Annotated in this window: 21 protein-coding genes; 4 read left to right on the top strand and 17 right to left on the bottom strand. The window is 69.9% G+C overall.

What is annotated here, in order from left to right; genetic code table 11:
• Positions 1 to 46: 46 nt before the first annotated feature.
• The 14 genes from CLT68_RS19210 to CLT68_RS19145 form a co-directional block, all read right to left on the bottom strand.
• Positions 47 to 1,024 carry a hypothetical protein gene (locus CLT68_RS19210; RefSeq protein ID WP_099852568.1) on the bottom strand — a complete coding sequence of 326 codons (978 nt, stop codon included), beginning with the start codon at positions 1,022 to 1,024 and terminating at the stop codon, positions 47 to 49.
• Between the two features lie 32 nt (positions 1,025 to 1,056).
• Positions 1,057 to 2,583: an OmpL47-type beta-barrel domain-containing protein gene (locus tag CLT68_RS19205; protein ID WP_099852566.1), complete on the bottom strand. Its 1,527-nt coding sequence runs from the start codon at positions 2,581 to 2,583 to the stop codon at positions 1,057 to 1,059.
• Between the two features lie 8 nt (positions 2,584 to 2,591).
• A complete protein-coding gene (locus CLT68_RS19200) occupies positions 2,592 to 6,527 on the bottom strand; it encodes a ThuA domain-containing protein (RefSeq protein WP_099852564.1) in 3,936 nt (1,311 codons plus the stop codon).
• A gap of 18 nt (positions 6,528 to 6,545) precedes the next feature.
• On the bottom strand, positions 6,546 to 7,550 hold the full coding sequence (locus tag CLT68_RS19195; RefSeq protein ID WP_099852563.1) for a multicopper oxidase domain-containing protein: 1,005 nt from the start codon (positions 7,548 to 7,550) through the stop codon (positions 6,546 to 6,548).
• 296 nt (positions 7,551 to 7,846) lie between these two features.
• On the bottom strand, positions 7,847 to 8,686 hold the full coding sequence (locus tag CLT68_RS19190) for an amino acid ABC transporter ATP-binding protein (RefSeq protein WP_099852561.1): 840 nt from the start codon (positions 8,684 to 8,686) through the stop codon (positions 7,847 to 7,849).
• 4 nt (positions 8,687 to 8,690) lie between these two features.
• Positions 8,691 to 9,485 (bottom strand): amino acid ABC transporter permease, encoded by a 795-nt coding sequence (locus CLT68_RS19185; protein WP_088947763.1) that lies wholly within the window; start codon positions 9,483 to 9,485, stop codon positions 8,691 to 8,693.
• Between the two features lie 77 nt (positions 9,486 to 9,562).
• On the bottom strand, positions 9,563 to 10,381 hold the full coding sequence (locus CLT68_RS19180) for a basic amino acid ABC transporter substrate-binding protein (RefSeq protein ID WP_088947762.1): 819 nt from the start codon (positions 10,379 to 10,381) through the stop codon (positions 9,563 to 9,565).
• 174 nt (positions 10,382 to 10,555) lie between these two features.
• Positions 10,556 to 11,233: a hypothetical protein gene (locus CLT68_RS19175; protein ID WP_099852559.1), complete on the bottom strand. Its 678-nt coding sequence runs from the start codon at positions 11,231 to 11,233 to the stop codon at positions 10,556 to 10,558.
• 107 nt (positions 11,234 to 11,340) lie between these two features.
• Positions 11,341 to 12,219 carry a sulfite exporter TauE/SafE family protein gene (locus tag CLT68_RS19170; RefSeq protein WP_099852558.1) on the bottom strand — a complete coding sequence of 293 codons (879 nt, stop codon included), beginning with the start codon at positions 12,217 to 12,219 and terminating at the stop codon, positions 11,341 to 11,343.
• Positions 12,216 to 12,815 (bottom strand): rhodanese-like domain-containing protein, encoded by a 600-nt coding sequence (locus tag CLT68_RS19165; protein ID WP_099852557.1) that lies wholly within the window; start codon positions 12,813 to 12,815, stop codon positions 12,216 to 12,218. Before CLT68_RS19165 ends, CLT68_RS19170 begins: the two co-directional genes overlap by 4 nt.
• 94 nt (positions 12,816 to 12,909) lie before the next feature.
• Positions 12,910 to 14,310 (bottom strand): MBL fold metallo-hydrolase, encoded by a 1,401-nt coding sequence (locus CLT68_RS19160; protein WP_099852555.1) that lies wholly within the window; start codon positions 14,308 to 14,310, stop codon positions 12,910 to 12,912.
• 130 nt (positions 14,311 to 14,440) lie between these two features.
• Positions 14,441 to 14,710: a metal-sensitive transcriptional regulator gene (locus tag CLT68_RS19155; protein ID WP_091406954.1), complete on the bottom strand. Its 270-nt coding sequence runs from the start codon at positions 14,708 to 14,710 to the stop codon at positions 14,441 to 14,443.
• Between the two features lie 166 nt (positions 14,711 to 14,876).
• Positions 14,877 to 17,153, bottom strand: coding sequence for a catalase/peroxidase HPI (gene katG, locus CLT68_RS19150; RefSeq protein WP_099852554.1), 2,277 nt, complete (start codon positions 17,151 to 17,153; stop codon positions 14,877 to 14,879).
• The gene (locus CLT68_RS19145; RefSeq protein WP_269458571.1) at positions 17,150 to 17,605 is read right to left on the bottom strand and encodes a Fur family transcriptional regulator; all 456 of its coding nucleotides are present in this window, start codon (positions 17,603 to 17,605) and stop codon (positions 17,150 to 17,152) included. Before CLT68_RS19145 ends, katG begins: the two co-directional genes overlap by 4 nt.
• A 199-nt stretch (positions 17,606 to 17,804) precedes the next feature.
• On the opposite strand from CLT68_RS19145, the gene CLT68_RS19140 reads away from it, so the two are divergent.
• From CLT68_RS19140 to CLT68_RS19130, 3 genes are all read left to right on the top strand, one after another.
• Positions 17,805 to 18,212, top strand: a complete 408-nt coding sequence (locus CLT68_RS19140) for a YciI family protein (protein ID WP_088947759.1) — start codon at positions 17,805 to 17,807, stop codon at positions 18,210 to 18,212.
• Positions 18,209 to 19,351, top strand: coding sequence for a sigma-70 family RNA polymerase sigma factor (locus CLT68_RS19135; protein ID WP_099852553.1), 1,143 nt, complete (start codon positions 18,209 to 18,211; stop codon positions 19,349 to 19,351). The genes CLT68_RS19140 and CLT68_RS19135 overlap by 4 nt, the downstream gene beginning before the upstream one ends.
• 476 nt (positions 19,352 to 19,827) lie before the next feature.
• Positions 19,828 to 20,811, top strand: a complete 984-nt coding sequence (locus tag CLT68_RS19130; RefSeq protein ID WP_247667505.1) for a glycoside hydrolase family 11 protein — start codon at positions 19,828 to 19,830, stop codon at positions 20,809 to 20,811.
• Between the two features lie 131 nt (positions 20,812 to 20,942).
• On the opposite strand, the gene CLT68_RS19125 is transcribed toward CLT68_RS19130, so the two are convergent.
• Entirely contained in the window at positions 20,943 to 22,400 is a 1,458-nt protein-coding gene (locus CLT68_RS19125; RefSeq protein WP_099852551.1) for a serine/threonine-protein kinase, read from the bottom strand.
• A 127-nt stretch (positions 22,401 to 22,527) separates the two neighbouring features.
• A complete protein-coding gene (locus CLT68_RS19120) occupies positions 22,528 to 23,511 on the bottom strand; it encodes an NAD(P)-dependent alcohol dehydrogenase (protein WP_099852549.1) in 984 nt (327 codons plus the stop codon).
• Between the two features lie 113 nt (positions 23,512 to 23,624).
• Between CLT68_RS19120 and CLT68_RS19115 the strand changes: the two genes are divergently transcribed.
• Complete coding sequence (locus CLT68_RS19115) at positions 23,625 to 24,338, top strand: TetR/AcrR family transcriptional regulator C-terminal domain-containing protein (RefSeq protein ID WP_099852547.1); 714 nt, start codon at positions 23,625 to 23,627, stop codon at positions 24,336 to 24,338.
• A gap of 64 nt (positions 24,339 to 24,402) precedes the next feature.
• On the opposite strand, the gene CLT68_RS19110 is transcribed toward CLT68_RS19115, so the two are convergent.
• On the bottom strand, positions 24,403 to 25,296 hold the full coding sequence (locus tag CLT68_RS19110) for an SGNH/GDSL hydrolase family protein (protein ID WP_099852545.1): 894 nt from the start codon (positions 25,294 to 25,296) through the stop codon (positions 24,403 to 24,405).
• Positions 25,297 to 25,383 lie beyond the last annotated feature (87 nt).

Raw genomic sequence — 25,383 nt, 5'->3', positions numbered from 1 at the left:
CGGTCACCCCCGGTTCGGGGTGACCGGCCGCTGTCGTGTCGATCGGTCAGAGCCGGGCGACGCCGGCTGCGGTGGCCTCCTGCACCGCCGAGGTGCGGCGGACCTCGGCCCGCTGGTCACCGGCGTCCTCCCGGTCCGCAGCGGCCACCCGCGCAGCCCGGTTGGTGGTCGCAGCCGCCTGGTCGCCGGTCACGCCACCACGGATCCGGTTGTTGGCGGCCACCTGGGCGACCGGGTCGTTGCCGGTCACCGTCAACTGACCGTTGATGATGTTGTCGTCGACGGTGACGCCGCCGGTGGTGCTGGTGATGCTGACGTCCCCACCCCAGTAGCCACCGGAGGCGCAGCTGTCGAGGGCGCCGTTCGGGCCGACCTGCACGCCGCCCACGTTGCCGGCGAACGTGGCCCTGCCGCGTACCGCGCTGCCGCACACGACACTGCCGGTGACGCTGTTGAGCACCGACAGCGTGCCGTCGACGAACGAGTCGTGCAGGTCGGTGTAGTAGGTGCCGGTGCTGCTGAGGTTGCGCTGCACCTGGGTGCCCCGGTCGAGCCGGACCTCACCCGCGCCGACTGTGACGTTCCCGGCGACCGTCGACTCCTCGGCGAACAGGAAGCTGTCGATGGTCGCGCTGCCCTTCGGCCGCACGGTCACGGTGCCGGTCTGGGCGTCCTTGAGGAAGATGCCGTATCCGCCGGCGGCCAGCACCACCTGGCCGTCGACTGTGGTGTCGGTGGCGTCGAGGTAGCCGTCCGCGGCGACGCGTACCTCGCCGCTGACCCGCCCACCGGTCACCACCAGGTTGCCGCCGGCCGCGACGGTGACGTTGCCGGTGATCGTGGTGCCGGTGAGCGCGCAGGACTCGCCCGCCGGCACGTACAGGTCGTTGGGCACGGTCACCGCCCCACCGGTGCCGATGCAGTGGGTGACCAGGTCGGCGTGGGCGGTGGGTGCCACGGCCAGCACCGAGGCGGCGACGACGGCGCTCACGGTGGCCAGCTTGGCGACGGTACGTCCGGGCATCGTTGTACTCCCTGTCGATGAGATTCGAGGACTCATGCGCCGACGTCCGATCGGGCCGCGGCCCGGACGATGGCGCCCTGCTGCCGCCGGTCGAGCGTTCCGTCGGCCACCAGCGCGGTGGTGACCGCCTCGACGTGCCGGACGAAGTGGGCGTGGCCGGGGTAGTCGGCGTGTTCGTCGATCAAATCGTTGATGGTGCAGCCGTCGCCGGTGTCGACGTTGCCGACCCCGGTGTCGTCACCGTCGATGACCACTGTGGCCCGGGTGTCGGACCCGGGGCAGGCGTCGGTGCCGTCGGCCACCACGGTGAACGTCGTCGACTGCTCGGTGGAGGCGTTGCCCGCGGCGTCGGTCGCCCGGTACCGCAGGGTGTGCGCGCCGGTGGTGCGGACCGTGACCGGTGTGGCGTACGCGGTCCAGCCCCCGGTGTCGAGCGCGTACTCGACCGACGCCACACCGGAGCCGGCGTCGGTCGCGGTGACCGTGACAGTCGCGGCACCGACGTACGCGCCGTCGCCATTGCGCTCGCCGGTCACCGTGGCGGCCACGGCCGGCGGAGTGTCGTCCTCCTCCGGCGGGGCGACGACGGTGAAGTGGGACATCTGCTCCGCCGACGTGTTGCCGGCGACGTCGGTGGCCCGGTAGTGCAGCATGTGCATCCCGGCCGCGTTCACGACGATCGGATTCGTGTACGCGGTGAAGGCTGCCCCGTCCAACGCGTACTCGATGGTGGCGACACCGGATCCGGCATCGGTGGCGGTCAGCGTGGCGGTGGCCGTACCGATGTAGTTGCCGTCGCCGTCCTGCTCGCCGGCCAGTGCGGCCGTGACCACCGGCGCGGTGGTGTCGTCCTCCCCCGGCTCGACGATCCGGAACGACACCGAGCCGACCGCGCTGACGTTGCCGTCCTGGTCGGTGGCCCGGAACTGCACCGAGTGGTCACCGATCGCGGTCACCCGCACCGGCTCGGTGTACGGCAGGAAGCTGGTGTCGTCGACCTGGTACTCGACGGTCTCCACACCGGAGCCGGTGTCGGTGGCCGTCACGGTCACCGTGGCCGCGCCCAGGTAGTTGCCGTCGCCGTCGCGGTCACCGGTCACGGCGGCGGTCACCGTCGGCGGTGTGGTGTCGTCGCCTCCGCCGCCGTCGGTGACCACCAGCTCACCGACCATCTGGCTGTGCCCCGGGATCGAGCAGAAGTAGCGGTACCGGCCCGGGGTGAGCGTCACTGTCGCCTGGTGGCGGCCGTTGTTGGCGTCGAACGGGCTGGCCAGGATGTTCAGCGTGACGTCGTGGTTGTAGCCCTCGGTGCTGGTGTCGAAGGTCAGCGTGTGCGGCATCCCGATGGTGTTGCCGGTGGCCTCGCTGTTCTCCCAGATGATCGTGGCCTCGCCGGCCACCGCCTGGGCGGGTGCGGACTTGTAGCGGGTGATGTCGCCGTCGGCGGTCCAGGTCAACACCTGTTCCGCGACGCGCGGGGCGGCGGAGGCGGGCGTCGCGGCCCACGGGATCACCGTGAGCAGGAACGCCGCCAGCGCAGCTGTCAGTCGTCGGGTCATCGTCTCTCCTAGAGCTCGCGCACGCGGACGTTGCGGAACTCGGTCAGGTCGTTGTCACCGTGGTTCTGCAGGCCGATGAAGCCACGCAGGAACTGCCGCAGGTCCGTCGGCGGGTCGCCTGCGCGGGACGACTGCTTGCCCGGCGTGTTGTCGAACTCATTGATCACCACGCCGTTGCGGACCATGGTGTAGTGCTGCCCGACGACGCGGATCTCGTAGTCGTTCCACTGCTCCTTCGGGGCGACGCCGGCCTGGGCGAGCGGCACCGGGTCGAAGTTGTAGACCGAGCCGGTCTTCTGCGGCTCGCCGGTCTCACCGTCGTAGATCTGGATCTCGTGTCCGCAGTAGATCGCCACCCAGGCCTGCGAGGTGCGGGCCGATCCGACAGTGCCGCAGCTGCCCGGCGGGCGTTGCTCAAGCGGGATCCGCGGGTCCGGGAAGCGGGTGAAGACGCCGGTGTTGGCTCGGCCGGTGCCCGGTGCGATGTCGCGGAACTGGACCTTCAGCGAGAAGTCGCCCAGTTCCTTCGTGTGCCAGAGCATGCCCAGGCCGCCGCTGGAGCGCAGCGACCCGTCCGGCTGGATGGCGAACGAGCCCGTCGGCGCCTGCTCCCAGCCGCGCAGCGACTCGGCGGTGCCGTCGAAGAGCGGCTCGTAGCCGGTGCGCCCGTTCCGACCGACCTCCGACGCCGCAGCCAGGCGGGTGAGGGTGCCGGACTCCCGGGCTGTGAGCAGGTCGTCGTCCTGCAACGCGCGGGTCACCGCGCCCACGTGTCGGACGAAGGCGTCGTGGTCGGCCCAGGTGCTCTCGTCGTCGATCAGGTCGTTGATCGTGCAGCCCTGCCCGACCGGGCGACTGGGCACCCCGGTGTCCGTGTCGTCGAGCCACACGTTCTGCCGGCTGTCGGGCACCGCACAGCCCACCGTGACCGCGCTCTGCACCGTCGCGGTCTCACCGTCGGCGTACGTGACGGTCAGCTTCGCGGTGTAGGTGCCGACAGTGGCGTACGTGTGCCGGGGGTTCGCCTCGGTGGACGTGGTGCCGTCGCCGAACTCCCACCGGTGGCTGACGCCGCCGGAGCGGGCGCCGTCGAAGGCGATGGTGAGCGGCTTGTTCTGCACGGCGACCGAGTTCGCCGCCGGCACCGGGGTGGGCGCGCCACCGGTGTAGGTGATCCGGATCAGCTTCTGGTTGGGGTGCAGGCTGAAGAACCCGCCGCCGTAGTCCAGCAGGTAGAGCGCGCCGTCCGGGCCGAACTTGGCGTCCATCCAGCTCTGCAGCCGGGCGTCGCCGTTGCCGCCCGGGATGATGGCGCGCAGCGACTCGGCGTACACCGGTGGGGCGGCCTGCGGCACGCCGGCCGGGTCGACGGTGACCGCTACCCGGTTGGCGGCGTTGGACTGGTCGCCGATGAACCACTTACCGTCCCAGTGCTCCGGCCACGCCACACCGCTGGTGGTGTCGACGAGTTCCCGGTGGTACGTCGGGCCGGACATGATGGCCTGCCCGCCGCCTCGCAGGTACGGCTGGGTGTAGGTGGCGTCGGCCGCGACGTAGGTCGGCAGGCCGCTGCCGTCGGTCCGCTTCGGGAAGACCGGGCCGCCGCCGTCGGGCGAATACCAGATCATGTTGTCCCGGGCGGCCGGGATGTCCACCAGGCCGGTGTTGCGGGGCGAGGTGTTCTTCAGGTTGTCGCAGTCGTACCAGCCGGTCAGCACCGTCGCGTCGGTGCTGCTGCGGTCCCGGTACGGCTGCCGGTTGCCCATGCAGTACGGCCAGCCCTGGTTACCGGCGGAGGTGATGATGGTGGCCGTCTCGTACTTGGCCGGGCCCAGGGTTGGGCTGGGCGACGAGGCGTCCGGGCCGACCCAGCCCGCGGTCAGCCACTGGTGCACCGGGTCGATCTGGAGGCGGGCGATGTTGCGTACGCCCATCACGTAGATCTCCGGGCGGGTCTTCTCGGTGCCCGGTGGGAACAGGTTGCCCTCCGGGATGGTGTACGTCCCGTCGGCCTCCGGGTGAATCCGGATGATCTTGCCGGCGAGGTCGTTGGTGTTGCCCGAGGTGCGGCGGGCGTCCTGGAACGAGATCCCCTGGTACTCCTGGGTCCAGTTGTTGCCGGAGTAGCCCTGCGACCCCTCGGAGGAGTTGTTGTCGCCGGAGCCGACGTAGAGGTTGCCCTTGGCGTCGAACGCCATGCCGCCGCCCGCGTGGCAGCAGCTGTGCACCTGCACCGGGAACTGCAACAGGTCCTTGCGGGTGCTCTGGTCGATGGTCTGCGCCTGGCGGTCGTAGGTGAGCCGCGAGATGGTGCGCTGCCCGACCCGCTGCACCCGGTCGACCGACTCGTGCGGCATCCAGTAGACGTAGAGCCAGCCGTTGTCGGCGAACTTCGGGTCGGGCACGATGCCGAGCAGGCCCTCCTCGTTCTTCACCAGCTCCGAGCCGCTGCCCCGGTTGCCCATCACCTCCAGGGTCGTGAGCAGTTTTGCCTGCTTGGTCCGTGGGTCCCAGGAGTGGATGGTGCCGCAGCCCAGGCCGACCTTCGGGTTGTTCCAGTCCGCGATCGGGCCGCTCGGGCAGGCCGCCTTGCCGACGTAGAAGACCGTGCCGTCCGGCGCGATGGTGAGCCCGTGCGGCTCGCCGATCTGGTCCAGTTGCCCGGTCTGGTTGGCCGCGGTGAGCCGCTCCACCTTGTAGTTCGCGGCGATCGTGGCCTGGCAGTCACCGCGTACGCGGCCGGTGGTCCAGTTGAGAGCCCCGGTGAGGTGCGTGCGGAACGCCTCCTCGCCGTAGCTGCCCTCGGTGTGGCCCATGCCGGTGTAGAACGACCGGCCGCCGTCGTAGTCCCGGCACCAGGACACCGGGTGGAAGGCGCCGTTGGCGGCCGCTCCCGGGTTGTAGTGCCGCTCCTCGACCTGGGCGAGGGTGTGCACCGTACCGATCGGGTTCGGGTCCCAGTTCTCCCAGCGGTCCGATCGGGTGATGGTCAGCGGCAGCGACGCCGTGGCCGGGTGTTTCCGGTCCAGCATGTCGACCACCGCGCGGTTCACCGCGGGCGGCTCCGGAGCGGTGGTGCTGCCGGTGAACAGGCGCAGGTCGGCGAGCTGGACCAGCGGTTCGCCGCTGTTCGCGGTGACGTTGAGCCGGTAGCGCGTGAACTCCTGCGGGGTGGCGATGTCGAACCGGCGTGTCTGGTACCGGTCCGGGAAGCTCTGGCCGGTGCGCCGGTCCAGATCGGTCCAGGTCTGGCCGTCCGTGGAGCCCTGGAGGGTCCAGTCCTTCGGGTCCCGGCCGGAGGAGTCGTTGGCCGACGTCAACGCGTACCCGGTGATCCGCTTGGGTGCGCTCAACTCGTACGCCACCCAGGCGGTCGGGGTGCGGACGAGCCACTTCGTGTTGGCGTCGCCGTCGGTCAGCTTCTCCTTGGTCTCGTTGGGTGGGTTCTCACCACTGGCGGTCACCCGGGCCACCGGCTCGGCCACCGGGATGGCGCCCGCCGGGCGGGTGCCGATCAGGCCGGTGAACCAGGTGGAGTCGACCTGGGCGCGGGCGGCGTCGGCGATGCCGACGAAACCGCCGCCGGCCTTCATGTAACTCTGCAGCGCCGACTCCTGGTCGCGGTTGAGCGCGGCGCCCGTCGCGGAGAGAAACACCACGCTGCGGTACGCGGACAGCTTGGCCGTGGTGAAGACAGCGGGGTCCGTGGTGGCCGTGACATCGATATCATGACCGGCACCAAGCTGTTTGATGGTGTCCACCGCACGGGCCACCGGGTCCTGCTGCTCGGCCACCGGCCCGTGGAACACGAGGACGGCGGTCCGCTGCGCCTGCGCTGCCTGCGGGGCGGCTGCCGGTGGCGGCGCGGCTGCCGCCGTCGTCGCGGGAATCAGTGTCGCGAAGGCCGCTACCGCGGCAAGAACTCGTCGTATTTTTCTGGTCATCCCCGTCCCCACTTTCGGTTAACTTCCGTGCGTGTGGGTGTGGCCCTGGAACCGGTGGATCGCCTCCTCGGCGCCCGGTGGCATGCTGCCGTCGGCGTTGCGCACCAGGAAGATCCCGGCCATGCCGCCGTCGGAGTGGGTCTGCACGTGGCAGTGGTACATCCACGCCCCGGGTCCGACGCCCTCCCCGGCCAGCACCTGGAAACCGAACGAACTGCCCGGGTTGAGGTCCTTGTTGTCCACGACCAGGCTCGGGTCGCTCGGGCCCTCCAGCATTCCGGTGCGGTTGTCCGCCCAGCGGTGGGCGTGCAGGTGGAAGGTGTGGAAGAGGTTGCCGTGGCCGATGGCGATCCACTCCACCCGCTGGCCCAGGTTGGCCTCGAACATGGGCGTGGCCGGCGCCATCCGGTTGTTGATCATCATGTCGTGGAACACGACAGTGAACTGCTTCTCCGGCAGGATGTCGCCACGGCGCCGGACGATCAGCGCCCCGTACAGTCCCTTCGCGACACCTGCGGTGCCGTGGTCGGTGCCCATCGCGTGATCGTGGTAGTGCCAGTAGCCGGCGCTGCCCGGCATGTACCGCCGACCCGCCGCGGCCACCATCTCGTGGGAGCGCCAGACGTACGTCCGTGTCTCACCGGGATTGTTGAACGAGGCGTTGAACGGGCTGCCGTCGGACTCGGTGCTGTAGTCCACCCCGTGCGGATGGATGGACAACCGCTGGTCGGTCGTGTTGACCAGGGTGATCTCCAGGGTGTCGCCCTCGTACATCTCCAGCAGTGGCCCCGGCACGGTGGCCTGACCGGGCGCGAGGCCGTAGCCGAACAGGTTGCCGGGCAACTGCTCGGCGTAGATGGTGATCTTCTTGGTGACGCTGGCGGCGGCCCGGGCGGGGCTGCCTCCGAACGCGGTGCCGATCGTCGGGGCGGACGCGCCCAACGCCCCGGCGGCAAGCGCGCCGGTGGCGATCAACGATCGGCGGGACAGGTGGCGTTGGGAGCCAACGGCGTGATCGTCCATGGGTCTCCGTTCCCAACCGGGCGAAGACGCGACGAGAACAGGGTGCATCGACCCGAGCACGGGGGCGGTAGCACGACTGAGGGTGAGGCTCGTCGCGAACTTTGCTCGGAAGACTCAAGACTTTCGGTGGATGACAGCAACTTATGTAATCCATCGACGAAAGTACAGGGTCTGATTGCAAGAAGATTACCTTGACATCACGACGGCCGTCGATTGACATGAAGCTGACACCAGGCCGCCAGAACGACGTCGGGCCGCCTCATCGCTGAGGCGGCCCGACGTACAGGATCAGTTGGTCAGAGGTTGTGGCGGTCGTCAGCCGGCAGGCCCGGGGCCTCCGGCGGCTCGGGCGACTGGTCGGTCTGACCGAGCTGGGCGACCCGGGTCGGGTCGAGGACCCGGGAGAGGAACGCACGGGTCCGCTCGTGCTTCGGGGCGCCCAGCACCTCCTGCGGTGGCCCCTGCTCGACCACCACCCCACCGTCCATGAACACGACCCGGTCGGCGACGTCGCGGGCGAAGGCCATCTCGTGGGTGACCACCATCATCGTCATGCCGTCCTCGGCCAGTTTGCGCATGACGGTGAGCACGTCGCCGACCAGCTCCGGGTCCAGCGCGGAGGTGGGCTCGTCGAAGAGCATCACCTTCGGCTCCATCGACAGCGACCGGGCGATTGCCGCCCGCTGCTGCTGCCCACCGGACAGTTGCGCCGGGAACACGTCGGCCTTGTCGGTCAGCCCGACGCGTTCCAGATTGGCCCGGGCGACGCGCTCGGCCTCGGCCCGGCCGCGCTTGAGCACCCGACGCTGGGCGATGGTGAGGTTGTTCAGCACGGTCAGGTGCGGAAACAGGTTGAACGACTGGAAGACCATGCCGATGCCGCGGCGTACCGCGTCGACCTCGACATCCGGGTCGGTCATCTCGACCCCGTTCACCCAGATCCTGCCGGCCGTCGGCTCCTCCAACAGGTCGACGCAGCGCAGCAACGTCGACTTGCCGGACCCGGACGGCCCGATCACGCAGACCACCTCACCCTGGCCGACCTCGAAGTCGATGCCCTTGAGCACCTCGAGCGGCCCGAAGGACTTGTGCAGGTCGCGGATCTCGATGGCAGGGCGGGATGGGGTCGTCGTCATGCGGTCACCGGGCCTTGGCGTAGCGGAGTTCGAGGCGACGTACCACCTGGGACAGGGGCAGGGTGATGATCAGGTAGGCGAGGCCGGCCACCAGCAGCGGGGTGGCGTTCACCCGGTCGTTCAGCATGTCCCGACCGAACTTGGTGATCTCGATGGTCTGCGCCGTCACGCCCAGCACGTACGCCAGCGACGAGTCCTTGGTGAGCAGGATGAGCTCGTTCGTCAGCGGCGGGATCACGATCCGGAACGCCTGCGGGATGACGATCGTGCGCATGGCCGTGAAGTGCGACATGCCGAGGGTGCGCGCCGCCTCCATCTGCCCCTTGGGGACGGCCTGGATGCCGGCGCGGATGGTCTCGGCCATGTAGGCCGCCGCCGTCAACCCGAGGCCGATCGCGATCGAACCGAACACCCCACCCGGGATCTCCCGCTCCGGGAAGGCGATCGGGATGCCGTACCCGACGAGGAACAGCACCAGCAGGGCGGGCAGACCCCGGAACAGCTCGATGTACGCCGTCGCCACCCAGCGGTACGGCGCGACCCGGGACAGCCGCATCAGCGCCAGGATGGTCCCGAACACGAGACCGAAGGCGAACGCGCCCAGCGTGTAGAGGATGGTGTTGCGCAGCGCCACGGTGATGATCGTCGGGAACATCGACTTGATGATGTCGACGCGGAAGAACGCGTCGGCCAGCCTGTCCCAGTCGGCGGCGAAGAGCACCGCGGCGATGACGGCGATGAAGACCAGGTACTGGAGCCCGAGGGACAACCGCTCCCGCTGGCGGCGTCGCAGCTTCACGTTCGCTCGTTGCCTTCCCGGAGATTACCGACACGGAGGGCGCGCGGGGCGCACGCCCTCCGGTTACCACGCGATGATCAGGCGCTCGGCCGCTTGCCGATCCACTTCTCGTAGATCGTGTCGTACGTGCCGTCCTGCTTGGCCTTGGCCAGCACCTCGTTGATCTTCTTGAGCAGCTCCGGGTTGGCGTCCTTCTTCACGGGGAAGCCGTACTGCTCGCCGGTGTCGAACTCGGCGGAGACCTCGAACCCGCCCGGGTTCTTCTTGAGGTACTCGCTCCAGACCGGCAGGTCGTTGATGGCGGCCTCGACCTGGCCGTTGGCGACGGCCTGCTGCAGGGCGGCGAGGTCCTCGAACTCGACGAGCTGAAGGCCCTTCTCCGCCTCGAACTTCTTGGCGTAGTCACGACCCGTGGTGGCCGCCTGGACACCGAACTTCTTGCCCTTGAGGTCGTCGAGCGACTTGTACGGCTTACCGGTCTTCACCAGCAGCGCCTGGGTGGCGTCGAAGTACGGGTCGGAGAAGTTCATCACCTTCTGCCGTTCCTCGGTGATCGTCATGCCGGCGGCGGCCGCATCGCACTTGCCGGTGTTCAGGTCCTGGCCGGACTTGATCCCCTCGAACGGGGTGTCGATGATCGTCTGCTCGACACCCAGCTCCTTGGCCACCAGGTCCATGATCTCGACGTCGAAGCCGGTGACCTTGCCGCTGGCGTCCTTCGACTGGAACGGCGGGTACGGCAGGTGGGTGCAGACGGTCAGCTTGCCCGCCTCGACCAGCTTGACCCCGCTCGCCTGGACCTCGCTGTCGTCCTTCTTGGCGCAACCCGCGCTCAGCGCGAGGGCGGCGATGGCCGCGACGAGACCGGCCCGACGGACGGCAGTTGGGAACCTCACGGCTGTGTCCCTCCGATGCGGCTTCCCTTGCACAGAAAGCCAATCTGGTTCATAGACTTTGCGATAAGCGACCGTACCCGATCCGGCCGACCACTCCCAGATCTTGAGCGGCCGTCCGGCCGCCACGGCAGCAGCGCCCCCAGTCGAACCAGACATCAAGCAGCAAAGCGCCGCTCAGCCGCCGGTCCCCTCGGGCGCCCCGTCCGGCGTGAGCGCCCCCTCGTGGGAGTCTGTGTCGAGGAACACGTGCTGATGGCCGTGCCCGGCGTCGACGCTGACCTGGTCGAGCTGGGTCGCCGCGACAGACCACATCGTCACCGCCTGGGCCGCCTGTCGCGCCGTGACGGCCAGCAGGGCCGCGCGCTGCGCCGCAGGGACGTCGGCGGCCAGCGCGTACGCGTCGACGGCCAGCGACGCCTGCTGGATCGCCGCGCGCAACCCTCCACGCGCCACGTTGGTGGCGGTGCTGCCCGACGGTGGGTCAGCGAACGGCTCGGCTGCCTGGCGCATGATCTCCTGCCACTGGCGCGCCTGGCCCGGGTCCGGCGCACGCCCGGCTGACGTCTCCGTCTTGATGGCGGCCAGGACGGGGGCGATCTGGTCGCGGACGCGTCGGGCCGTCCCGGTCAGCTCCAGGATCTGCTGAGCGTCCCGCTTCGCCTCGGCCTCCTGGATGGTCGCGATAGCCGCCTCGGTGGCGTCCGGGCGACCCACCTGGTAGCCGACCAGCCCACCCAACAGGGCGGTGACCAGAGCGACCGCCCCCGCGACCGCCACGAAGCGTGTCGCGCGGCGATGGCGCACATCGGCCTTGTCCGACAGGTAGGAAGGCCGGCCGGTGCGACGCGCCATCGCATCTCCTCACATCGATGGAGTGTGGGGCAACAGATTAGTCGCCTTTCCGGACGCCCGTCGATGGTGCCGGCCGGCCGGCTCGCTCTGGTCGAGCCTGCGAGACCTCAGCGGTTGGCCGGCTCGCTCTGCGTCCGCACCTTCCTCCGGCCCGTCAGCAGGATCAGCGCGACGGAGATCGCCGCCGCGACGCCGACGCCGGTCCACAGCAGCGGGTTTGTCCGCAGCTCCGTGGGCAGTTGCTGGACGAGAACGAGGACGCCCATCACCACGACGAACCAGCCGAACGACTTGCGCAGGACGTCGGCCGGGATCCGACCGGCGAGCCGCCCGCCCGCAACGCTGCCGACGATGGCGGCGGCGGTGACCGCTGCCGCGAGGCCCCAGTCAATGCTCACGCTGGACAGGTAGCCGGCCAGCCCGGCGAACGACTTCATAGCGATGACCACCAGCGAGGTCCCGACCGCGACCGGCATCGGCAGCCCACCGAGCAGCGCCAGGGCGGGCACCACCAGGAAACCGCCGCCGGCGCCGACCAGGCCGGTCACCAGTCCGACCACCAGACCGTCGAGGATCACCCGCAGGATCGGCAGCTCGTGCGGCACCGCCCTGCCCTCGGCGTCGCGCCGGCCGCGGATCATCGTGACCGCGGTGGCCAGCATCATCACGGCGAACCCGGTGAGCAGGAACCCAGCCGGGACGAACCCGGCCAGGCGTCCGCCGATGTAGGCGCCGATCATGCCGGCGAAGCCGAAAAGGAGGCCGGTACGCCAGCGCACCCGATGGGCACGAGCGTGTGGAAGGACGCCCACCACGCTGGTGGCACCGACAACGAGCAGCGAGGTCGCGATGGCTTCTTTCGGGGGCAGGTCGGCGACGTAGACCAGCAGCGGCACGGCGAGGATCGACCCACCGCCGCCGAGCAGCCCGAGGCTGACGCCGATCAGCACAGCCAGTCCGATGGTCAGTGCCAGGACTGGTGTCATCCTCGGCCACTGGTGCTGTCGCGCAACTGGCCGACGATGGTGTCCACGTCACAGTTGGCACCCCGGTTGTACCGCAGTTTGCCGAGCATCATGCCCATGGCGCAGGTGTTGCTGACGGCGGCGAAGGTGAGGCCGGCGCCGATGAATCCGGCCACCCACTTCAGCTCCGGCACGAACACCGAGCCGAGGACGCTGACCAGCACGATCGCCCCGGCGACAAGGCGGACCTGGCGTTCGAGGTCCCAACGGGGGGCACCCTGGCTGATCGGCGCGTTGCCCGCCTGCCAGGCCATAATGCCGCCGTCGAGGACCTTGAGGTTCGGAAGACCCACCCCGGCCAGGGTCTGCTCGGCCTGAGTGGCGCGGGCACCGGTGCGACACACCAACACGACATCCTCGTCCAGGTGGTTGCGCAGCTCCTGGCGGTGCTCCCTGAGCAGGTCGAGCGGCACGTTGTAGGAGCCGGGGATATGCGACGTCTCGAACTCCGCCGGGGTACGCACGTCCAGCAGGCGCGGCCCGTGGCCGGAGTCGATCAGCTCCCGCAGCCCGCTGGCATCGACCATGGCGGGGCGGACGGTATCGGAACGGTTCATTTCTCCTCTTTCAGGAACAATGGCCATACGACAGGGCAGGGGGTGTCCGGCCGGCCCCTGGGCGGTAGCGCCAGCCGGTGGTCTGCTGCTCGGGTCAGGCGTCGGCGGCCATCTGCACGCCCGCGCTCTCGGCCCGGTCGAACTTGTCGTCGATGACGACCACCTCGCGGCCGGCGTTAGCCAGTAGCGACGCCGCCGCCGTGGCCCGATAGCCGGAGCCGCAGTGCACCCAGACAACGCCGGTCGGCACGTCGGCCAGCCGCCTGGGCAGCTCAGGCAGTGGGATGTGCAGGGCGCCGTCGATGTGGCTGGCCCGCCACTCGTTTGTCATTCGCACGTCGAGGACCACGTCCGCGGCAGGGAGGCCGGCAGGGACATGCCCGGCGCGGGCCGCCACGAGGGCCACGAAGTCGGCCAACCGCAGCTCCCGCAGCTGACCGGGCTCGGCTGCCCACCGCTCCACCTCGCCGGTGACCTGCGCGGCCGGGCGGTCGATGCCGATCCGGACCAGCTCACGCTGGGCATCGGCGACCTGGCCCGGGGTCTCGGCGAGCAGGGTGATCGGCACCCCCCAGTCGATCAGCCAACCGAGCCAGGTGGACATCGGGCCGTCCAGGCCGAGGCTGACCGTCCCGGCAAGGTGCGAGGTGGCGTACGCCTTGCGGTGCCTCAGGTCCACCACCCACTGCCCGTCGGCCATCCGCTCGCGAAGTTCGGCAGCATCGGCGAGGCTCACCGGGGTGAGGTCGACCGGGGCCGGTCCCGCGAGGTTCTCCACGCCCATGTGTGCGTAGTACGCCGGGTAGGCGTCGAGGCCGGCGAGAGTCTCCGTGACGAAGTCCTGCGCGGCCAGCCGGAGAACCTGGTTCTTCTCCTTCTCCCGGCCGATCGTCGACTCCGGGGCGTCCGACTGACTGGCCGAGCAGAAGCTGCCGAAGCCGTGCGTCGGCCATACCTCGGCCCCGTCGGGCAGCAGATCCGCCAGCCGCTTCGCCGAGGCGTGCTGGTGGTGGGCCAACTCGTGGGCATGCTGCTCGCCCAGGAGGTCGGTGCGACCCGTCGTGCCGAACAGCAGTGAACCACCGGTGAAGACACCGGCCGAGCGCCAACTGCCGCCTACGGCCTCGTCGAGGACGTATGACAGGTGGTGGAAGGTGTGACCCGGCGTGGCGATCACCCGCAGCCGTAGCGAGTCGGAGACAGCCACCTGGTCGCCGTCGGTGACGGGCGTCCGCTCGAAGCCGACCTCGTCGGCCGCGGCCACCAGGTAGCGGGCGCCGGTGATTCGGGCGAGCTCCAGCCCGCCGGAGACGTAGTCGTTGTGGATGTGCGTTTCCACGACATGGGTGATGCGGACCCCCAACGCCCCCGCGAGGTACATCACGCGGTCGATGTCGCGCTGGGGGTCGACCACGATCGCCACCCGCCCGTCTGAGGCGAGGTAGCTGCGGTCACCGAGGGACGACGTCGCGACGACGGAAACCTCAACTGCCATGTCCACTCCTTAAAGTTCGACAAGCTACGCATACCCCGGGGGGTATGCCGATGACACACTGCTGCCTTGTACTTCATGTGCACGCCGTCACCCACAGTGCGGCCAGCGCCGTGGGTGACCTCGTGCCGCGTCAGGCGAGAGCCAGGAAAAGCTTCTCCAGCTCCTCCTCAGTCATCTCCGGCTCCTCGCCACGTTCGCGCGCAGCCCCGCAGTGCCGCATCCCCGAAGCAATGATCTTGAAACCCGCTCGGTCTATCGCCTTGGACACCGCAGCGAGCTGGGTCAGCGCCTCACGACAGTCCTGACCGCTCTCCATCATCTCGATAACCGCGTTGAGCTGCCCACGGGCCCGCTTGAGCCTGGTCAGCGCATCCGACGTCATCTCCGGCCGAAGTTTCACCGCCACCTCCTGCGTTCGACTATACCCCTGGGGGTATGCGGTCCGCCAGGTCACCCAGAACACCGGCGATCGGCGCGGTACGGCATACCTGCTCAGGGACGTGCAATGGCCGACGAGCCCCGGCCAATCACTGATGGATTGACCGGGGCTCGTCGGTGTCAGGCGGTCAGGCGATGTCGAAGCGGTCGAGCTCCATGACCTTGGTCCAGGCTGCCACGAAGTCGGCCACGAACTTGTCGCGGGCGTCCTGGCTGGCGTAGACCTCGGCGAGGGCCCGCAGCTGCGAGTTGGAACCGAAGATGAGGTCGACCGCGGTGGCGGTCCACTTCACCTCGTCGGTGGCCAGATCGCGGATCTCGTACACGTGCTCCTCGGACTTCGACGCGCTCCACCGGGTGCCCGGGGACAGCAGGTTGGCGAAGAAGTCGTTGGTGAGCACGCCCGGCCGGTCGGTGAGGACACCGTGCTGGGCACCAGCGGTGTTGGCGCCGAGGGAACGCAGGCCGCCGACCAGGACGGTCATCTCGGGCGCGGTCAGGTTGAGCATGTAGGCGCGGTCGATGAGCAGCACCTCCGGCTGGGTCTTCTCGCCGGGACGCAGGTAATTGCGGAAACCGTCGGCGCGCGGCTTGAGGACCCGGAACGACTCGACGTCGGTCTGCTCCTGCGTGGCGTCGGTACGGCCCGGCCGGAACGGCACTGTCACCTCGACGCCGGCGTCACGCGCCGCCTTCTCGACGGCGGCCGAACCGGCCAGCACGATCAGGTCGGCGAGCGAGATCTTCGCGCCGCCGGCCTCGTTGAACTCCCGCTGGATGCCCTCCAGAGTGGTCAGGACCGTCGCGAGCTGCTCCGGCTGGTTGACCTCCCAGTTGCGCTGCGGCTCAAGACGGATCCGTGCGCCGTTGGCGCCACCGCGCTTGTCGGTGTAGCGGAAGCTCGCGGCGGACGCCCAGGCGGTGGAGACCAACTGGGCGGTCGTCAGACCGGACTCCAGGACCTTCGCCTTGAGCGCCGCGATGTCGGCGTCACCCACGAGCTCGTGGTCGACGGCCGGCACCGGGTCCTGCCACAGCTGCGGCTCGGCCACCCACGGCCCGAGGAAACGCTCGATCGGACCCATGTCGCGGTGCAGCAGCTTGTACCACGCCTTGGCGAAGGCCAGCGCGAACTGGTCGGGGTTCTCCAGGAAGCGGCGCGAGATCTTCTCGTACGCCGGGTCGACACGCAGCGACAGGTCGGTCGTGAGCATCGTCGGCTTGTGCTTCTTCGACGGGTCGTGGGCGTCCGGGATGATCGCCTCGGCGTCCTTGGCGACCCACTGCTTCGCGCCGCCCGGGCTCGTGGTGAGCTCCCACTCGTAGCCGAACAGGATCTCGAAGAAGCGGTTGCTCCACTGCGTCGGCACGTCGGTCCACGTCACCTCGAGCCCGCTGGTGATCGTGTCACCGCCCTTGCCGCTGCCGTGGGTGCTCAGCCAGCCCAGGCCCTGCGCCTCCAGCGGGGCGCCCTCGGGCTCCGGACCCACGTGGTTGTCGGCGACGCCGGCACCGTGGGTCTTGCCGAAGGTGTGGCCACCGGCGATGAGGGCGACGGTCTCCTCGTCGTTCATCGCCATCCGGGCGAAGGTCTCGCGGATGAAGTGCGCCGCCGCGAGCGGGTCGGCGTTGCCGCGAGGCCCCTCCGGGTTGACGTAGATGAGACCCATCTCGGTCGCCCCGACGCCAGCCGCCATCTCCTTCTCGGTGGCGTAGCGCTCGTCGCCGAGCCAGGTGTCCTCCGGGCCCCAGAAGATCTCCTCGGGCTCCCACACGTCCTCGCGACCGAAGCCGAAGCCGAAGGTCTTGAAGCCCATCGACTCCAGGGAGACGTTACCGGCGAGCACGATCAGGTCGGCCCAGGAGATCTTCTGGCCGTACTTCTGCTTGACCGGCCAGAGCAGCCGGCGGGCCTTGTCGAGGTTGGCGTTGTCCGGCCAGCTGTTCAGCGGAGCGAAACGCTGACCACCGTCGCCAGCGCCACCGCGACCGTCCTCGATGCGGTACGTGCCGGCGGAGTGCCAGCTCATCCGGATCATCAGGCCGCCGTAGTGGCCGAAGTCGGCCGGCCACCAGTCCTGCGAGGTGGTGAGGGCCTCGGTGATGTCGCGCTTGAGGGCCTCGACGTCGAGCTTGGCGAACTCCTTGGCGTAGCTGAAGTTCTCGCCCAACGGGTTGCCCTTGGACGAGTGGGCGTGCAACACCGATAGGTCGAGCTGGTTGGGCCACCAGTCCCGGTTGGTGCGCGGACGACCGCCGGTCTTCGGAGTCGGCGAGTCGATCGCCGGGTTCTCGCTCTCGCTGCCGTGCGCGGTCACCGAGTCGTGCGCGACCGGGCAGCCGGCCGCTGCCTTCTGGTCCACGCCCTGCGCACTGGTGGGGCCGTTGGCCTGGGTGTCGCTCATGTAATTCCTTCCGAGCTTGCGGATCTCTGGGGCGTGCGTTCGGTCGCGCAGTCGGGACAGGTGCCCCAGTAGACGACCTCCGCCTCGTCGACCACGAAACCATGGTCGTCGGAGGCGGTGAGACAGGGAGCGTGGCCGACGGCGCAGTCGACGTCGGCGATCGCGCCGCAGGAGCGGCACACGATGTGGTGGTGGTTGTCCGCGACCCGGGACTCATAGCGGGCGGTCGCCCCGGCCGGCTGGATGCGCCGCACCAGACCAGCGTCGGTGAGCACCCGCAGCACGTCGTACACCGCCTGGTGGGACACCGTGGGATGATCCGCCCGGACCAGCGCGATCACGGCGTCGGTGCCGACGTGCGGGTGGTCGCGCAGCGCCGCGAGCACCGCCAGTCGAGGCCGGGTCACCCGCAGCGAGGCGGCCCGCAGTTGCGCCTCGAAGTCGGACATCACCCGACGAACACTAGCTCACTATTTTGGAACGAATCAAGTTTCACGCCGATCCCGCGCCACCGTGTCCGACCGGTTCCACCCACGCTCCTGAGCCAGAGTAAAAATAATCCGGACGGCCATGTCGAGAACGGGCGACCAGCTCCGTCCCCGGGGTGAAGGCGGCCACGAAGGGCCCCACGCCCGCACCGAGGAGAAGACGATGGCGAAGTACCTGCTGCTCAAGCACTACCGCGGCGCCCCGAGCGGGGTCAACGACGTACCCATGGACCAGTGGACGCCGCAGGAGATCACGGCGCACATCGCGTACATGAACGACTTCGCGGCACGGCTCGAGCAGACCGGCGAGTTCGTCGACGGTCAGGCCCTGGCCCCCGACGGGGTGTTCGTCCGGTACGACGGTGAGGGCCGCCCGCCGGTCACCGACGGCCCGTTCGCCGAGACCAAGGACCTCATCGCCGGCTGGATGGTGATCGACGTCGACAGCTACGAGCGCGCCGTCGAGCTGGCCGGGGAGCTGTCCGCCGCCCCCGGAAAGGACGGGAAGCCGATCCACGAGTGGCTCGAACTGCGCCCGTTCCTGACCGAGCCGCCCACCATCACGGAGTGAACGAGGCACTGATCCGGAGCCTCACGCCGAGTGTGCTCGGGGTCCTCGTCCGCCGCGGAGCTGACTTCGCGGCGGCCGAGGACGCCGTACAGGACGCGCTGGTCGAGGCGGTCCGCGTCTGGTCGGCCGACCCGCCACGGGACCCGAAGGGCTGGCTCGTCACCGTGGCCTGGCGACGGTTCCTCGACGCGACCCGGGCGGACGCGGCCCGCCGTCGGCGTGAGGACCTCGTCGACGAGGAACCCCCGCCCGGCCCCACCCCGGCGGTGGACGACACGCTCCAGCTCTACTTCCTGTGCGCCCACCCGTCGCTGACGCCGTCGTCAGCGGTCGCGCTCACGCTGCGCGCCGTCGGCGGGCTGACCACCCGCCAGATCGCCCAGGCCTACCTGGTGCCCGAGGCGACCATGGCGCAGCGCATCAGCCGGGCCAAGCGCACCGTCTCCCGAGTGCGGTTCGACCAGCCCGGTGACGTCGCCACCGTGCTGCGCGTCCTCTATCTGGTCTTCAACGAGGGCTACTTCGGCGACGTCGACCTCGCCGCCGAAGCCATCCGGCTCACCCGGCAGCTCGCGGCCGCGATCGACCACCCCGAGGTGGCGGGGCTGCTCGCCCTCATGCTGCTGCACCACGCCCGGCGCGCCGCCCGGAGGGCGGCCGACGGCAGCCTGGTGCCGCTGGCCGAGCAGGACCGCGGCCGATGGGACACCGCGTTGATCGCCGAGGGCGTCGGAATCCTCCAGGCGGCCCTCGCCCGGGACCGACTGGGCGAGTTCCAGGCCCAGGCCGCCATCGCGGCGCTGCACGCCGACGCTCCGACCGCCGGGGAGACCGACTGGGTGCAGATCGTCGAGTGGTACGACGAACTCGCGCTGCTGACCGACAGCCCGATCGTCCGGCTCAACCGCGCGGTCGCCGTCGGCGAGGCCGACGGCCCGCGCGCCGGTCTCGCGGCGCTCGCGGCACTGGACGACGCACTGCCCCGCTACACGGCGGTCGCGGCCTACCTGCACGAGCGCGACGGCAGCACGGCGACGGCGGCGCGGCTGTACGCCGAGGCGGCCCGCAACGCCGCCAACCTGGCCGAGCGCGACCACCTGACCCGCCAGGCCGCGCGGCTCAACGCCCTCCGGAGCTGACCGGGCTCCTGCCTGCCTCGCACCCTTTGACCGCCGGGTGATTGCGGTCCGGAAAGTCTCCGGAAGTTCTCGGCAGGTTCTTCTCGCGTGCTCATCGACCGCCGCAGCTCCCTGGGAGAGCGTCTCGGCTTCTGATCGACTACTGACCTGGATAGATACCGCTCCCACGGCAGACGGCCGGTCGACGCGACGTTGCCACCGTGTTTCCGGAAATTGTTGACAAGTCGACGGCCGGGTTAATACGGTCGCCATCGACGGCGCTCAATTGCCGTCAGCACCAGTCACCGCGACCCACTCCTCCGGTCGTCGCGCAGGACGACCGGCCACCACCACGCGGTACGACGCCGATGGCCGTCCCGGGCCACCGACAGCCTGCGGGCCGTATCGCACGCTGGCCCCCGCCAGCCGCCACAAGGAGGAACACGTTAATGATCGACACCGGCGAGATCCCCACCAGACCCCGGAGGCGTGGCCGCATGCGGCTGCTCCTCGGCGCCGCCTGCGCCGCCGTCCTGGCCGTCACCGGCACGATGACCGCCACCAACGCGTACGCGGAGGCCGACCGGACCCTCACCTCGAACCTCACCGGCACGCACAACGGCTACTTCTTCTCGTTCTGGAAGGACAGCGGCAACGCCAGCATGACGCTGCGCGCCGACGGCCGTTACACCAGCAGTTGGGACAGGAGCACCAACAACTGGGTCGGCGGCAAGGGTTGGGCCACCGGCAACCGACGCACGGTCACCTACTCGGGCAGCTACAACCCGGGCAACAACAACACCTACCTCGCCCTGTACGGATGGACGCGCAACCCGCTCATCGAGTACTACGTGGTGGAGAACTTCGGCAGCTACAACCCGAGCAGCGGCGCCACCCGGATGGGCACGGTCACCACTGACGGCGGCACCTACGACATCCTGCGCAGCCAGCGGGTCAACGCCCCGTCGATCGACGGCAACCAGACGTTCTACCAGTTCTGGAGCGTCCGTCAGCAGAAGCGATCGAGTGGCACCATCACCACCGCCAACCACTTCGACGCCTGGGCCCGTGCCGGCTTGAACCTCGGCACCAACCACAGCTACCAGATCATGGCCACCGAGGGCTACCAGAGCAGCGGCAGCTCCGACATCACCGTTCGGGAAGGCGGCGGCAGCAACCCGGACCCGACCACCACCACCAGCCCCCCGCCCGGCAACGGCAACTGCAACGCGACGCTCTCCGCCGGCCAGCAGTGGGGCGACCGGTTCAACCTCAACGTCGCGGTCAGCGGCACCAACAACTGGGTCGTCAGCCTCGGCCTCGGCGGCGGCCAGAGCGTGCAGAACAGCTGGAACGCCTCCGTCAGCGGCACGAGCGGCACGGTGACCGCGAGACCGAACGGCAATGGCAACAACTTCGGGATCACGATCATGGCCAACGGCAACTGGAACTGGCCGACGGTCACCTGCCGCACGGGCTGACCTGATCAGCTCCTGACAATCACACTCTGGCGTGGTGGCCCCGGCCGCCACGCCAGAGCCGTGCCACGGGTACGTCCCCATCTCGCCTCGGCGTTCCCGGCGCAGGCCGGCCAGCGCTTCCGAAACACGCCCTACACCTGCGGTTGCGCGGTCTGCCCCGCCGCCGACTCGTCGGTCGACGGCTCCTCGGTCGACGGCTCGTCGGTCGACGGCTCGTCGGTCTCATCCGAAGCTGGTTCGTCCGTCGGATCCTCCGTCGTCTCACCCGTCGGGGCTCCCGTCGGTTCAGCCGGGGCACTCTCGGACGTGGTGGGCTCGGGCGTATCCACAGTGCCCCCACCGGGCGACGCCGACGGGCTCGCCGCGGCCCCGCTCGCTGAGCCGGTGGCCGTCGGGGTCGGAGATCCGGGTGCCCGCACCGGCAGACCCGCGGAATCGCGGGTGGCCGGTTCGCCGCCGCCGACACCGGGGCCGGGCTCCCCCTGCGGCGGCACCGTTGGCGACACCGCGGGTGGCACTGCGGGAGGCGTCGACGGCCCCCCGGTCGGGCCCGTCATCATCCCGGTGGGATCGGCGAACACCAGGACGGCAGCCGCGGCGGCCAGCGATCCGAGGAGCACCGCGAGCCCGGTGGTCCCAGGGCTGCCCGCCCGACGCGCCCGCCGCTCGGCGCCGCCGAGGGCTGAGCGCCGGGCAACCCGCTGCTCGGCGGGCACCGCGATCGAGGTCGCCGCGGTGGCGGTCCCCAGCAACTCATCTGACGGGTCGGTGACCGCCTGCGCCGCCGTGGCCATGGCCGCCGCCGTCGGAAAGCGGTGGGCCGGCTCCTTGGCCATCGCGGTGGCGACCAGCCGCCGGACCGCGTCCGGAACGTCCTCGGGCAGCGGAGGCGGTTCCTCTCCAAGGTGCCGCAGCGCCACCGCGAGGGCGGTCTCGCCCTGGTGCGGCGGCCGGCCGGCGAGGCAGTGGTAGACGACGGCGCCCAGCGCGTAGATGTCGATCGCCGAGGAGGTCTCGTTCTTCGCGATCTGCTCCGGGGCCATGTACAGGGCGGTGCCGACGACCTGGTTCGTAGCGGTCAGGCTCACCGCCTCCTGCGTCACCGCGACGCCGAAATCGACGAGGACGACGTGCCCGTCCGGCTCGATGATCAGGTTGCTGGGCTTGACGTCCCGGTGGACGACCCCGGCGTCGTGGGCCGCCTGGAGGGCACGGGCGGTCTGCGCGGCGATCGACATCGCCTCGGTCACATCCAGCCGGCCGACCTCGGCGATCCGCTGCGACAGGGGCTGCCCCTGCACGCATTCCATCACGATGTAGGCGAGGACCGGTGCTCCGGCATTCGACACCTCGCCGTAGTCGTAGACCTGGGCGACGCCCGGGTGACGCAGGGCCGCCATCGCCCGGGCCTCGCGGCGGAACCGCTCGCCGAAGCCGGCGTCGGTGACCAGCCGAGGTTGCAGCATCTTGATCGCCACACAGCGGTCGAGGGTTTCGTCGACGGCTCGCCACACGTCACCCATACCGCCACTGGCGATGCTTTCGACCAGACGGTAACGGTCTCCGACGACTTGCCCCACACTCGGCATGAAGCTTTCGGTACCCCGGACTTCCCGATCTCAAGCACCACCCGGTCGGTCGACCGTCCTCGTGGGTGCGCGCGACCGGGCGCGTCCTGACCGCCCCCACCGTCGACACCGATGGCGAAACAGCACGTCAGACGGTGATGATGACCTTGGCCCGCGCGTGTTCGGTCTCCAGGTATCGCATGGCCTGCGGCACCTCGCGCAGCGGATAGGTCCGGTCGATGACCGGGGTGAGGCGGCCGGTTTCGACGTGGGCGCGGAGCGCGTCGAGGTGCTGCCGACCGGGCACCGCCGCGAGGACGACGATGCGCTGTCGGACGAAGGGTGCCAGCAGCCGCCCACGCGCGATGAGCCCGACCGGGCCGATGAGGCTGCCGCCCCGGTACACACCGCCGCCGGAGAGCACCAGCGTCCCGGTCGGGGTCAGGACCCGTCGGAGCACCGCGAGGGAACGGTTGCCGACCAGGTCGAACACGACGTCGTAGCGGCGGGTGTCGCGGGCGAAGTCGTCACGGGTGTAGTCGACGACGTTCTCGGCGCCGAGCGACCGGACCAGATCGACGTTGCGGGTGCTGCACACGGCGGTCACGCTCGCGCCGAGCACCGTAGCCAGTTGGACCGCCAGCGTGCCGACGCCGCCGGAGGCACCGTTGATGAGAACGCGGTGGCCTGGCTCGACCCGCCCGGCGCTGGTCAGACCCATGAGCGCGGTGATGCCGGCCAGCGGCAGGGCCGCCGCCTGCTGCGGCGTCAGGTTCGCCGGCGCCGTCGCGACCAGGGTCTCCGGCACGCACACGTACTCGGCGAACGCGCCGTTGGCGTCACCGAGGTCACCGAAGACGGCATCACCCGGGCGGACCTGCCGAACGCGGGCGCCGACGGCCTCGACCCGCCCGGCGAAGTCCCGGCCACGGATGCGCGCGCGGGGCCTCGACCGGCCCATCGCCAACCGGGCCATCCGTGGGTCGCCTCGCATGGCATGCCAGTCGTACGCGTTGAGCGCGGCGGCCTCCACCCGCACCAACACCTCATCGGCGGCAGGCACCGGCGTCTCCACGTCCGTGAGTGTGAGCGTTTCCGGCGGACCGTATCGGTCCTGAACGATGGCCTTCATCCCTCTCCCCTCCCCTGGTGTACGCCGTACACCTTGCAGAGAACGGTAGGTATACGGCGTACACCTGTCAAGGGGATTAGGGTTCGAATGCCCGCCCGACGACGAGGAGCGAGATGGCTGAGCAGGCTGAGACGCTGCGCCGTACGCCGCTGAGCAGGGACCGGATCCTGCGCGCCGCCGTCGCGCTCGCCGATGAGGCCGGGATCGAGTCCCTCAGCATGCGCAACCTCGCCCAGGACCTGGGCGTCGTGCCGATGGCCCTCTACAAGCACGTGGCCAACAAGGACGAGTTGCTCGACGGCATGATCGACGTGGTCGTCGGTGAGATCGACCCGCCCGTGCCCGCGGCCGACTGGAAGCACTCGGTCCGCCAGCGCATCCTCTCGGCGCGGCAGGTCCTGCTGCGCCATCCCTGGGCGCCACTGGCGATCGAGACGCGGAACATGGCGACGCCGGCCGTCCTGGCCTACCTCGACTCCATGATCGGGGCGTTCCGGGCCGGCGGATTCTCCGTCGATCTCGCGCACCACGTGATGCACGCGATGGGCAGCCGAATTCTGGGCTTCAGCCAGGAACTCTTCGACGACTCCCGGCGCGCCGGTCGGTCCGGCAGGACCGACCCGGCCCCACCGCCGGCGGCCCTACCACCGGAGATCGCGGCCAGGTTCCCGCACGTCGCGGAAATCGCCATGGCGGCGTCGCACGACGACGAGTCCGTCCTGGGGCAGGGCTGTGACGACCAGTTCGAGTTCGAGTTCGCGCTGGACCTGCTGCTGGACGGCATCGAACGGCTGCACCAGCGCGGCTGGGCATCGCCACGTCGCTGAGACGGCAGCCGCGAACCTGCCCCGCCGTTGCCGACGGGGCAGGTTCAACCGATCGCGGGCCGGCTCAGCTGTTCAGCTTGGCGAGCACGGCCGTGGCCATGCCCTGCTCACCACGGGCGTTCGGGTGGAACGGGGCGGCCGCGTTCTGGGGGACGAGCCCTTCGACCCACCGGGTGCCACTGCTCTTGCACGTGTCGCGGCCGATCGACGGGGTGTAGACGTCGGCGTAGGTGGCGCCGTTGGCGCCCGCGGCGCTGGCCAGCATGGCGTTGAGCGACTTCTCGACGCCCCGCAGGTACGGCACGTCCTGGTAGGCGATCGGAACGACGGGCCAGCACCCGTACCCGGAGTCCGGCAGGATCGCCGGGTATCCCAGCACCACGACCCGCGCGCCCGGCGCGGCCCGGCGGACGGCCTGGAGCACCGCTGTCACCTTCGGCGTCGCGGCGACGATCCTCGCCTGCAACTGGTCGACACCTCCGGCGGTGAAACGGTTCTTGCACGGCGAGCCGAGCGGGCTGCTGAGGCTCGCCTCCGCGCAGTCGGTGATGATGCCGGAGAAGCCGATGTCGTTGCCGCCGATCTGCACCGTCACCAGCGACGTGTTCGACGTGACCGCGTTCAGTTGTGGCGGCAGTGCGATGCCCAGCGCGCCGCTGCCGCCGTCGAGGATGTCCTCCGTGGTGGCCCCGGAACAGCTCACGTCGGCAAACGACGACGAGCTGGCGGCCGTGGCCACCAGCGACGGGTAGTTGCGGTTGGACCGCAGGCAGTTCAGGTCGACCTGGGTGGGGATCAGCGGACCAGCGGCGTACGAGTCGCCCAGCGCGACGTAGCGGCCGGCGGGCACGGCCGCGCTGGCGGGTGTGGCGACGGTGAGCAGCACGCCGGCGGTGGCCAGTGCGAGGGCGGCCAGCCGGGTGGCTGACCGCAGGAGGGGCAGGCGAGGACGGGTCATGGCGTCTCCCAGACGGGATCACAGTGGGGGTGGTGCCAAGATCCTGTCGTTGCCAAGGCCGAACGTCAATATAGATGGGGCTAATTA

It is taken from the genome of Micromonospora sp. CNZ299, assembly GCF_002754415.1.
This window is presented reverse-complemented; position numbering and strand designations above follow the sequence as displayed.

Excerpts from the sequence above, each read along its gene's own strand:
- CLT68_RS19210 (WP_099852568.1), bottom strand. The coding sequence starts at position 1,024 with ATGCCCGGACGTACCGTCGCCAAGCTGGCCACCGTGAGCGCCGTCGTC.
- CLT68_RS19205 (WP_099852566.1), bottom strand. The coding sequence starts at position 2,583 with ATGACCCGACGACTGACAGCTGCGCTGGCGGCGTTCCTGCTCACGGTG.
- CLT68_RS19200 (WP_099852564.1), bottom strand. The coding sequence starts at position 6,527 with ATGACCAGAAAAATACGACGAGTTCTTGCCGCGGTAGCGGCCTTCGCG.
- CLT68_RS19195 (WP_099852563.1), bottom strand. The coding sequence starts at position 7,550 with ATGGACGATCACGCCGTTGGCTCCCAACGCCACCTGTCCCGCCGATCG.
- CLT68_RS19190 (WP_099852561.1), bottom strand. The coding sequence starts at position 8,686 with ATGACGACGACCCCATCCCGCCCTGCCATCGAGATCCGCGACCTGCAC.
- CLT68_RS19175 (WP_099852559.1), bottom strand. The coding sequence starts at position 11,233 with ATGGCGCGTCGCACCGGCCGGCCTTCCTACCTGTCGGACAAGGCCGAT.
- CLT68_RS19170 (WP_099852558.1), bottom strand. The coding sequence starts at position 12,219 with ATGACACCAGTCCTGGCACTGACCATCGGACTGGCTGTGCTGATCGGC.
- CLT68_RS19165 (WP_099852557.1), bottom strand. The coding sequence starts at position 12,815 with ATGAACCGTTCCGATACCGTCCGCCCCGCCATGGTCGATGCCAGCGGG.
- CLT68_RS19160 (WP_099852555.1), bottom strand. The coding sequence starts at position 14,310 with ATGGCAGTTGAGGTTTCCGTCGTCGCGACGTCGTCCCTCGGTGACCGC.
- katG (WP_099852554.1), bottom strand. The coding sequence starts at position 17,153 with ATGAGCGACACCCAGGCCAACGGCCCCACCAGTGCGCAGGGCGTGGAC.
- CLT68_RS19140 (WP_088947759.1), top strand. The coding sequence starts at position 17,805 with ATGGCGAAGTACCTGCTGCTCAAGCACTACCGCGGCGCCCCGAGCGGG.
- CLT68_RS19130 (WP_247667505.1), top strand. The coding sequence starts at position 19,828 with ATGCGGCTGCTCCTCGGCGCCGCCTGCGCCGCCGTCCTGGCCGTCACC.
- CLT68_RS19125 (WP_099852551.1), bottom strand. The coding sequence starts at position 22,400 with ATGCCGAGTGTGGGGCAAGTCGTCGGAGACCGTTACCGTCTGGTCGAA.
- CLT68_RS19120 (WP_099852549.1), bottom strand. The coding sequence starts at position 23,511 with ATGAAGGCCATCGTTCAGGACCGATACGGTCCGCCGGAAACGCTCACA.
- CLT68_RS19115 (WP_099852547.1), top strand. The coding sequence starts at position 23,625 with ATGGCTGAGCAGGCTGAGACGCTGCGCCGTACGCCGCTGAGCAGGGAC.
- CLT68_RS19110 (WP_099852545.1), bottom strand. The coding sequence starts at position 25,296 with ATGACCCGTCCTCGCCTGCCCCTCCTGCGGTCAGCCACCCGGCTGGCC.